The organism is Klebsiella sp. HMSC16C06, assembly GCF_001808325.1.
Classification (GTDB): Bacteria; Pseudomonadota; Gammaproteobacteria; order Enterobacterales; family Enterobacteriaceae; genus Klebsiella; species Klebsiella variicola.
In genome coordinates, this window is record NZ_KV793005.1 from 93123 (window position 1) to 102761 (window position 9639).

At 57.9% G+C, this 9639-nt stretch carries 8 protein-coding genes and 3 tRNA genes; all 11 read left to right on the forward strand.

The genetic code is table 11. From position 1 onward, the window contains the following. The first annotated feature begins 454 nt into the window (after positions 1-454). The 11 genes from HMPREF3142_RS15330 to HMPREF3142_RS15380 all read left to right on the forward strand — a co-directional run bounded on the left by HMPREF3142_RS15330 (position 455) and on the right by HMPREF3142_RS15380 (position 9551). Positions 455-1165 carry a metal ABC transporter ATP-binding protein gene (locus tag HMPREF3142_RS15330; protein ID WP_162493235.1) on the forward strand — a complete coding sequence of 237 codons (711 nt, stop codon included), beginning with the start codon at positions 455-457 and terminating at the stop codon, positions 1163-1165. After that, the gene (locus tag HMPREF3142_RS15335) at positions 1162-2025 is read left to right on the forward strand and encodes a metal ABC transporter permease (RefSeq protein ID WP_023340644.1); all 864 of its coding nucleotides are present in this window, start codon (positions 1162-1164) and stop codon (positions 2023-2025) included. The genes HMPREF3142_RS15330 and HMPREF3142_RS15335 overlap by 4 nt, the downstream gene beginning before the upstream one ends. A gap of 7 nt (positions 2026-2032) precedes the next feature. Then, on the forward strand, positions 2033-2911 hold the full coding sequence (locus HMPREF3142_RS15340) for a metal ABC transporter substrate-binding protein (protein WP_016161684.1): 879 nt from the start codon (positions 2033-2035) through the stop codon (positions 2909-2911). 138 nt (positions 2912-3049) lie between these two features. Further along, the gene (gene pncC, locus HMPREF3142_RS15345) at positions 3050-3547 is read left to right on the forward strand and encodes a nicotinamide-nucleotide amidase (RefSeq protein ID WP_008806153.1); all 498 of its coding nucleotides are present in this window, start codon (positions 3050-3052) and stop codon (positions 3545-3547) included. A gap of 90 nt (positions 3548-3637) precedes the next feature. Beyond that, positions 3638-4696: a recombinase RecA gene (gene recA, locus HMPREF3142_RS15350; RefSeq protein WP_004205686.1), complete on the forward strand. Its 1059-nt coding sequence runs from the start codon at positions 3638-3640 to the stop codon at positions 4694-4696. A 70-nt stretch (positions 4697-4766) separates the two neighbouring features. Beyond that, on the forward strand, positions 4767-5267 hold the full coding sequence (gene recX, locus HMPREF3142_RS15355) for a recombination regulator RecX (protein WP_008806152.1): 501 nt from the start codon (positions 4767-4769) through the stop codon (positions 5265-5267). A 251-nt stretch (positions 5268-5518) separates the two neighbouring features. After that, positions 5519-8146, forward strand: a complete 2628-nt coding sequence (gene alaS, locus HMPREF3142_RS15360) for an alanine--tRNA ligase (protein WP_012540791.1) — start codon at positions 5519-5521, stop codon at positions 8144-8146. Positions 8147-8510: 364 nt separating this feature from the next. Continuing rightward, positions 8511-8696, forward strand: a complete 186-nt coding sequence (csrA, locus tag HMPREF3142_RS15365) for a carbon storage regulator CsrA (RefSeq protein ID WP_000906486.1) — start codon at positions 8511-8513, stop codon at positions 8694-8696. A 322-nt stretch (positions 8697-9018) separates the two neighbouring features. After that, a tRNA-Ser gene (locus HMPREF3142_RS15370) sits at positions 9019-9111 on the forward strand. Between the two features lie 4 nt (positions 9112-9115). After that, positions 9116-9192 (forward strand) — tRNA-Arg (locus tag HMPREF3142_RS15375). A gap of 282 nt (positions 9193-9474) precedes the next feature. Then, positions 9475-9551: transfer RNA gene (locus HMPREF3142_RS15380), tRNA-Arg, on the forward strand. Positions 9552-9639 lie beyond the last annotated feature (88 nt).

A 9639-nucleotide genomic window follows, 5' to 3' on the forward strand; every position in this document is an offset into this window, starting at 1 on the left:
CGGATAGCGGCGCGTAGCGCCTTATCCGGGCTACGGTCTGGTATCCGGTTGGTAGCCCCGGTAAGCGCAGCGCGACCAGGGGAGAGTTCAATGACAGCTTGTCACCCATCGGCAACACAGCGGCTACGTTACTGACAGATTCCGCGCCTCCCCGGATAGCGGCGCGCAGCGCCTTATCCGGGCTACGGTCCGGTATCCGGTTGCTAGCCCCGGTAAGCGCAGCGCGACCGGGGGATGACGCCGGGGAGGCCGCGCTTAACCTCTCGTTTTTTCCCGCCCGCATGCCTCTTGTTGACCTTTGTTACATTTCTGCCCACTGACACTGATTTACATTCTTTTTTCGCTTCTGTATTGTTATGTTATAACATTAAAAGAGGTGAAATATGTTCACATCAGTTTTTATGGCCTCCGGCGCGACGCGCGCGACCATCGCAGGCGTGCTGCTGGTGGCGCTATGGTTAGCGACCTGGTGGGCGGTGGCGCTGCCATGATTGAGCTGGAGCAACTGGTCGCTGGCTATGACGGGGTGGCGATCACCCCACCGTTGAGCGGGATGATATGCCCCGGCAGCCTGACAGCAATCGTTGGCCTCAATGGCTGCGGAAAATCAACGCTGCTGAAAACGCTCGCCGGGTTTCTACCACCGGTCAGTGGCCGCCTGCGCTGGCAGGGGAAACGGCCGGTGATTGGCTGGCTGGCGCAGCGCCATGCCCTCGAGTCGCAGTTTCCTCTCAACGTGCAGGATGTGGTGAGTCAGGGCGCATGGCCCGGCGTGTCGCTGCTACGCGGTCTGGGCGGCGATACCCGGCGACGTATCAGCGCGGTGCTGGAGCGGGTCGGGCTGGCGGGTCTGGCGAAATCGCCGATTGAGGCGCTCTCCGGCGGCCAGTTTCAGCGCATGCTGTTTGCCCGGGTGATGGTGCAGCAAGCGCCGCTGGTGATGCTCGACGAGCCTTTCACCGGCATCGACGAAGCGACCTGCCGGGAACTGATGGAATTGATCCTCGAGATGCATCAGCAGGGGCAGACCATCCTGGCGGTGCTGCATGATAACCAGCGGGTGGCCGACTTTTTCCCCGAGACGCTGCTGCTGACTCCCCAACGCGCCTGCTGGGGCGTCACCCGGGCGGTACTTCCGGCTTTCAGTCATGCGAGGTCGGCATGATCTGGCACACCTTCTTTCAGCCTTTTATTGAATTTGGTTTTATGCGCCGGGCGCTGGTGGTGTGTCTGGCGCTGTCGCTGAGCACCACCATGCTGGGCGTCTTCCTGCTGCTGCGGCGCATGAGCCTGATGGGCGATGCGCTGTCGCACGCCATTCTCCCCGGGGTGGCGGTGGGGTATCTGCTGAGCGGCATGTCGCTGCTGGCCATGACCCTGGGCGGCTTCATCGCCGGCATCGTGGTGGCGCTGGTGGCCGGGTGGGTGAGCCGGCGGACACCGTTAAAAGAGGACGCCAGCTTTGCCGGATTTTATCTGGGATCGCTGGCCCTGGGCGTCACCCTGGTGTCGCTGCGCGGCTCCAGCGTCGACCTCCTGCATCTGTTATTTGGCTCTATTCTGGCGGTCGATCGTGACGCGGCGCTATTTGTCAGCGGCGTCGCCAGCCTGACGCTGCTGTGCATTGCGCTGTGCTACCGCGGTCTGGTCAGCGAGGCGTTCGACTGCGCCTGGCTGCAGGTGAACCACCCCCGCCTTCCCGCGCTGCTGCATGGACTGTTTCTGGCGCTGCTGGTGCTTAATCTGGTGGCGGGGTTTCAGGTACTCGGCACGCTGATGGCGGTAGGGGTGATGATGCTTCCGGCGGTTGCCGCGCGCTGCTGGGCGCGAACGCTGCCGGGTATTCTGCTGCTGGCGGCGCTCTCCGGCGCACTCTGCGCCTGGCTGGGATTAAGTCTCTCCTGGGCGGCCAGTCTTCCCGCCGGGCCCGCCATCGTGCTGACCGCCAGCGCGCTGTTTTTTATTTCGCTGTTTTTTGGCACGCATAGCCGGCTGCTGGTCGGCTGGCGCAAATTGATGGGGTAAGGAAATGATGAAACGTAGTGCAATGGTTGTGGCGCTGGCTTTGGGGCTGATGGCGCAGGGGGCGATGGCAAAAACGCTGAACGTGGTAAGCAGTTTTTCGGTGCTGGGTGATATGGTGCAGCAGGTCGGCGGGGAGCATGTTCATGTCGATACGCTGGTCGGCCCGGACGGCGATCCACATACCTTCGAACCTTCGCCGAAAGATAGTGCGCTGCTCAGCAAGGCCGACGTGGTGGTGGTCAACGGCCTGGGGCTGGAAGGGTGGCTGGATCGTCTGATTAAGGCCTCTGGTTTCAAGGGCGAGCTGGTGGTGGCGTCGAAAGGCGTCAAGACCCATACCCTTGATGAGGATGGCAAAACGGTGACCGATCCCCACGCCTGGAACAGCGCGGCGAACGGCGCGTTGTATGCGCAGAATATCCTCGATGGTCTGGTGAAAGCCGACCCGGAAGATAAAGCGGCATTGACCAGCAGCGGCAAGCGCTATATCGAGCAGTTGACGAATATCGACGGCTGGGCGAAAGCGCAGTTCAGCGCCATTCCGCTGGCAAAGCGCAAGGTCCTGACCAGCCATGACGCCTTCGGCTATTTTGGCCGCGCTTACAATGTGACATTCCTCGCGCCACAGGGGCTCTCTTCAGAGAGCGAGGCCAGCGCGGCGCAGGTGGCGGCGCTGATTAAGCAAATCAAAGCCGATGGCGTCCATACCTGGTTTATGGAGAACCAGCTTGACCCGCGCCTGGTGAAGCAAATCGCCAGCGCGACAGGCGCCCAGCCGGGGGGCGAACTCTATCCGGAGGCGCTCTCCGCACCGGGTGGCGTCGCGGATAGCTATGTGAAAATGATGCGTCATAACGTGGCGCTGATCGCTGCCAGCATGAAGTAATCGTGCGATTTATCATCCCGGCGTCGCCGGGATGATTCATTTTGGATGTCCCCTCGTAAATTCCACACCTCGTCCCCATATCTCTGTGGAAAGTGCTATCTTTGATGGCCTCTTTATCCAGACCAAAGCGGGGCGATAATGACCGATTCAGAATTAATGCAGCTAAGCGAGAAGGTGGGCCGGGCGCTGAAGGCGCGCGGTGCGACGGTGACCACGGCGGAATCCTGCACCGGCGGCTGGATAGCGAAAGCGATCACCGATATTGCCGGCAGCTCAGCGTGGTTTGAACGCGGTTTTGTGACCTACAGCAACGAAGCCAAATCGCAAATGATCGGCGTCAGCGAAGCGACGCTGCGGGAGAACGGTGCAGTGAGCGAACCGGTGGTGGTCGAGATGGCGATCGGCGCACTGCGCGCGGCGCGCGCGGACTATGCCATCTCCGTTAGCGGCGTCGCCGGGCCGGATGGCGGCAGCGACGAAAAGCCGGTCGGCACGGTGTGGTTTGGTGTCGCCAGCGTGAGCGGGCAAGGCGTGACGCGGCGCGAATGCTTTGCCGGAGACCGCGAAGCGGTGCGTCGTCAGGCGACGGCCTATGCGCTCAATCTGCTCTGGCAACAATTTCTACAAAACACTTGATACTGTATGACCATACAGTATAATTGCCTCAACTGAACAAATATTAACGGCGAAGCGAACACGCTTCACCCTGCATGATTAGGAGTAACAATGGCGATCGACGAAAACAAACAGAAAGCGTTGGCGGCTGCACTGGGCCAGATCGAAAAGCAATTCGGTAAAGGCTCCATCATGCGCCTGGGTGAAGACCGTTCTATGGACGTAGAAACCATCTCCACCGGCTCGCTTTCTCTGGATATTGCGCTCGGCGCCGGCGGTCTGCCAATGGGCCGTATCGTCGAGATCTACGGGCCGGAATCTTCCGGTAAAACCACCCTGACGCTGCAGGTTATCGCCGCAGCGCAGCGTGAAGGTAAAACCTGTGCGTTCATCGATGCCGAACACGCGCTGGACCCGGTCTATGCGCGCAAACTGGGCGTGGATATCGACAACCTGCTGTGTTCTCAGCCGGATACTGGTGAACAGGCGCTGGAAATCTGTGACGCGCTGGCGCGCTCTGGCGCGGTTGACGTTATCGTCGTCGACTCCGTCGCGGCGCTGACGCCGAAAGCGGAAATCGAAGGCGAAATCGGCGATTCTCACATGGGTCTCGCGGCGCGTATGATGAGCCAGGCGATGCGTAAGCTGGCGGGTAACCTGAAGCAGTCCAACACGCTGCTGATCTTCATCAACCAGATCCGTATGAAAATCGGCGTAATGTTCGGTAACCCGGAAACCACCACCGGCGGCAACGCGCTGAAGTTCTACGCCTCCGTGCGTCTGGACATCCGCCGCATCGGCGCGGTGAAAGAGGGCGACAATGTCGTCGGCAGCGAAACCCGCGTCAAAGTGGTGAAGAACAAGATCGCCGCGCCGTTCAAACAGGCTGAATTCCAGATCCTCTACGGCGAAGGCATCAACTTCTTCGGCGAGCTGGTTGACCTGGGCGTGAAAGAGAAGCTTATTGAGAAAGCGGGCGCCTGGTACAGCTACAACGGCGACAAAATTGGTCAGGGTAAAGCGAACGCGATCACCTGGCTGAAAGAGAACCCGGCGGCGGCGAAAGAAATTGAGAAGAAAGTTCGCGAACTGCTGCTCAACAACCAGGACTCTACGCCGGACTTCGCCGTTGACGGCAACGACGCAGAAGAAACGGAACAAGATTTCTGATATCGTCTAACAGAGTGATAAAGGGCTGCTTATGCGGCCCTTTTGCATTTTTTAGATTATTGAGGTGCCTGTGACTGAACCTTCATCACGCCGCTCCGGCTACGCCCGCCTGCTGGACCGCGCTATCCGCATTTTGGCCATGCGCGACCACAGCGAACAGGAGCTGCGGCGCAAACTGGCTGCACCAGTAATGAGCAAAAATGGCCCCGAGGCGCTGGACGTCACCCCCGAAGAGCTGGAGCAGGTGGTTGCCTGGTGTATCGAAAACCGCTATCTCGACGATCACCGTTTTGTCGGCCAGTTCATCGCCAGCCGGAGCCGCAAAGGCTATGGCCCGGCGCGCATTCGTCAGGAGCTCAGCCAGAAAGGGATTGCCCGCCAGGACGTTGAACAGGCGATGCGCGAATGTGATATCGACTGGGTGAGCCTTGCCAGGGAGCAGGCGCAGCGTAAATACGGCGAACCGTTACCTTCCGCCTTTACTGAAAAAGTGAAAGTTCAGCGATTCCTGCTTTACCGCGGCTACCTGATGGAAGATATCCAGGAAATCTGGCGAAATTTTGCAGATTGACCCATCGGGGATTTTACTTCGCCGTAAAGAAAACTTATCTTATTCCCACTTTATTCCGTCGGGCCGCTGGTTGTGACAGTACAGACAGCGTCCAGGGCGATTATTCCTTATACACAAAATCATTCAAGCTGCATCAGGGCGGCAAGAGAGAACATCTTCTGGAACGCACGTCAGTTCGGTGCCGGGAGAGCAAGCGCAGCCAGGACAGAGGCGACTTGAAGGATGACGTGTAGCTTGATTTCAGGATAATTATGAGCAAGAGCACCGCTGAGATCCGTCAGGCGTTTCTCGACTTTTTCCATAGTAAGGGACATCAGGTAGTTGCCAGCAGCTCCCTGGTACCGCACAACGATCCAACCCTGCTGTTTACCAACGCCGGGATGAACCAGTTCAAGGATGTCTTCCTTGGCCTCGACAAACGTAATTACTCGCGCGCGACCACCGCGCAGCGTTGCGTGCGTGCGGGTGGTAAACACAACGATCTGGAAAACGTCGGTTACACCGCGCGTCACCACACCTTCTTTGAAATGCTGGGCAACTTCAGCTTTGGCGATTACTTCAAACAGGATGCCATCAAATACGCATGGGAACTGCTGACCGGTGAAAACTGGTTCGCCCTGCCGAAAGAGAAGCTGTGGGTCACCGTCTACGAGACCGATGACGAAGCATTCGACATCTGGGCCAATGAAGTAGGCGTTCCGCGCGAGCGTATCATCCGCATCGGCGACAACAAAGGCGCGCCGTTTGCTTCTGATAACTTCTGGCAGATGGGCGACACGGGTCCGTGCGGCCCGTGCACCGAAATCTTCTTTGACCACGGCGATCACATCTGGGGCGGCCCTCCGGGAAGCCCGGAAGAAGACGGCGACCGCTACATCGAGATCTGGAACATCGTCTTCATGCAGTTCAACCGTCAGGCTGACGGTACCATGGAGCCGCTGCCGAAGCCGTCCGTTGATACCGGTATGGGGCTGGAGCGTATTGCCGCCGTGCTGCAGCACGTTAACTCCAACTATGATATCGACCTGTTCCGCGATCTGATCGCCAGCGTGGCGAAAGTCACCGGCGCGACCGACCTGACGAACAAGTCGCTGCGTGTGATTGCCGACCACATTCGCTCCTGTGCATTCCTGATTGCTGACGGCGTGATCCCGTCGAATGAAAACCGCGGCTACGTGCTGCGTCGCATCATTCGCCGTGCGATCCGTCACGGCAACATGCTGGGCGCGAAGGACACCTTCTTCTGGAAACTGGTTGCCCCGCTGATCGCCGTGATGGGTTCCGCCGGTGAAGAACTGAAACAGCAGCAGGCTCAGGTTGAGCAGGTACTGAAAACTGAAGAAGAGCAGTTCGCCCGTACTCTGGAGCGCGGACTGGCGCTGCTGGATGAAGAGCTGTCGAAGCTGAAAGGCGACACGCTGGATGGCGAAACGGCCTTCCGTCTGTACGACACCTACGGCTTCCCGGTCGACCTGACGGCGGACGTGTGCCGCGAACGCAACATTAAAGTTGACGAAGCTGGCTTTGAGGCCGCCATGGAAGAGCAGCGCCGCCGCGCGCGCGAGTCCAGCGGTTTCGGCGCTGACTATAACGCGATGATCCGCGTTGACGGCGCCTCTGAATTTAAAGGCTACGATCATCTGGAGCTGAACGGCAAAGTGACTGCGCTGTTTATCGACGGTAAAGCGGTGGATAGTGTCAGCGCGGGCCAGGAAGCGGTGGTGATCCTCGACCAGACCCCGTTCTATGCGGAGTCCGGCGGCCAGGTGGGCGATAAAGGCGAACTGAAAGGCGCAGGCTTCTCCTTCGCCGTCAGCGACACGCAGAAGTACGGTCAGGCCATTGGTCATATCGGTAAAGTCGCCAGCGGTTCCCTGAAAGTGGGCGACGCGGTGCAGGCCGATGTGGACGAGGCTCGCCGTCAGCGTATCCGTCTGAACCACTCCGCGACGCATCTGATGCATGCGGCGCTGCGCCAGGTGCTCGGCACCCATGTAGCGCAGAAAGGCTCGCTGGTTAACGATAAAGCGCTGCGCTTTGACTTCTCGCATTTCGAAGCGATGAAGCCGGAAGAGATCCGTGCAGTCGAAGATCTGGTCAATGCGCAGATCCGTCGTAACCTGGCTATCGAAACCAACATTATGGATATCGATGCCGCGCGCGCATCCGGCGCCATGGCGCTGTTCGGCGAGAAATACGATGACCGCGTCCGCGTGCTGCAGATGGGCGACTTCTCCACCGAACTGTGCGGCGGGACTCACGCGGCGCGTACCGGTGATATCGGCCTGTTCCGCATCACCTCTGAGTCCGGTACCGCCGCTGGCGTGCGCCGTATCGAAGCGGTAACCGGCGAAGGCGCGATAGCCATGCTGCACGCGCAGAGCGATCAGCTCAGCGATATCGCACAGCTGCTGAAGGGCGACAGCCACAATCTCGGCGAGAAAGTTCGCGCCGCGCTGGAGCGTACCCGTCAGCTGGAAAAAGAGCTGCAGCAGCTGAAAGAGCAGGCTGCGGCGCAGGAGAGCGCAAACCTCTCCAGCAAAGCGGAAGAGATTAACGGCGTTAAGCTGCTGGTCAGCGAGCTGGCCGGCGTGGAGCCGAAGATGCTGCGTACCATGGTTGACGATCTGAAGAACCAACTGGGTTCGACGGTTGTGGTGTTGGCTACGGTCGCAGACGGTAAAGTTTCCCTGATTGCCGGTGTGTCTAAGGATGTGACAGATCGCGTGAAGGCAGGGGAGCTGGTTGGTATGGTCGCTCAGCAGGTGGGCGGTAAAGGGGGCGGTCGTCCGGATATGGCGCAGGCCGGTGGTACCGATGCGTCTGCTCTCCCTGCAGCGTTAGCCAGTGTGAAAGGCTGGGTCAGCGCAAAACTGTAATAACTATAAACGCCTATACCCTAAATAATTCGAGTGGCAGGAAGGCGGCGACGCAGCGAATCCCCAGGAACTTACTCAAGTAAGTGACTGGGGTGAGTGAGGAAAGCCAACACACAGGCAACTTGAAGTATGGCGGGTATAGGTGCCGTAACCTCGGGGAAACGGCACCTTGCGTCATAAGTACTGATAACGATAAAGTCGGGTTGAAATTGTGTATATCGGCTAAACTTAGGTTTAACAGAATGTGATGCCATGACTGCCTTATACCGCAAGGTATTTGTCATCGCTTACTTTTTGGCGTTATATGATGGATAATGCCGGGATACGAGAGACCCGACTCTTTTAATCTTTCAAGGAGCAAAGAATGCTGATTCTGACTCGTCGAGTTGGTGAGACCCTCATGATTGGAGATGAGGTCACTGTGACAGTTTTAGGGGTGAAGGGTAACCAGGTTCGTATTGGCGTAAACGCCCCTAAAGAAGTATCTGTTCACCGTGAAGAGATCTACCAGCGTATTCAGGCTGAAAAATCCCAGCAGTCCAGTTACTAAGGTTTCCGCGCCTCGCTGTTCAGTGAGGCGCATCCCTTCCCGCCGTTATTTTTGCCTTTTTCACTTTTTCCCCTGCGCAATACCGGTTTTCATCACCCTTTGCCGCTTTGGCTGTTTGGCGTTATGCCTGCGCCAGGTCTGATTTCCTGTTGATAAATTGCCCTTTTTGCCGTTTTTGCACGCGAATTGCGTGCGAAGTGTGCAAACGAAAAAAGGTCTCGAAAAAGTGTTTGACTTATAAGTACCAGAAAGTAATATGTGCGCCATCGCAGCGACGAAGAGCAGAAACAAGTTCTTCGAAGCACTCGAAAGAGGCGTGTGTGGTGAGGTGGCCGAGAGGCTGAAGGCGCTCCCCTGCTAAGGGAGTATGCGGTCAAAAGCTGCATCCGGGGTTCGAATCCCCGCCTCACCGCCATTTTGCATCCGTAGCTCAGCTGGATAGAGTACTCGGCTACGAACCGAGCGGTCGGAGGTTCGAATCCTCCCGGATGCACCATATTCTCCTTAGTAATAGCGATATCGTTGTTGCAGGGGCTGCGAAATTATCGCCAGCACCAGGGAGGATAACGTTGAGTAAACAACGGCCCGTAGGGCGAGGCGCAGCCGAGTAATCCTCCCGGATGCACCATCTTCTTTCTGAATTAAGAGAGAAGAACGCTGTGAAAGCAGCGGCCCGCAGTGCGAGGTATAATCGAGTCACTCTACCGATTAGGCCATCATACTCAGTGTGGCAGGTGTTAGTTGTGACACTGACGCGTAGTAAAGCAAGTTTCCCGATGCATCCGTAGCTCAGCTGGATAGAGTACTCGGCTACGAACCGAGCGGTCGGAGGTTCGAATCCTCCCGGATGCACCATTCTTTAACAAGAATGGCAAATCGCGAAATTTGATATCAGAATTACAGCAGTAATCCCGATGCATCCGTAGCTCAGCTGGATAGAGTA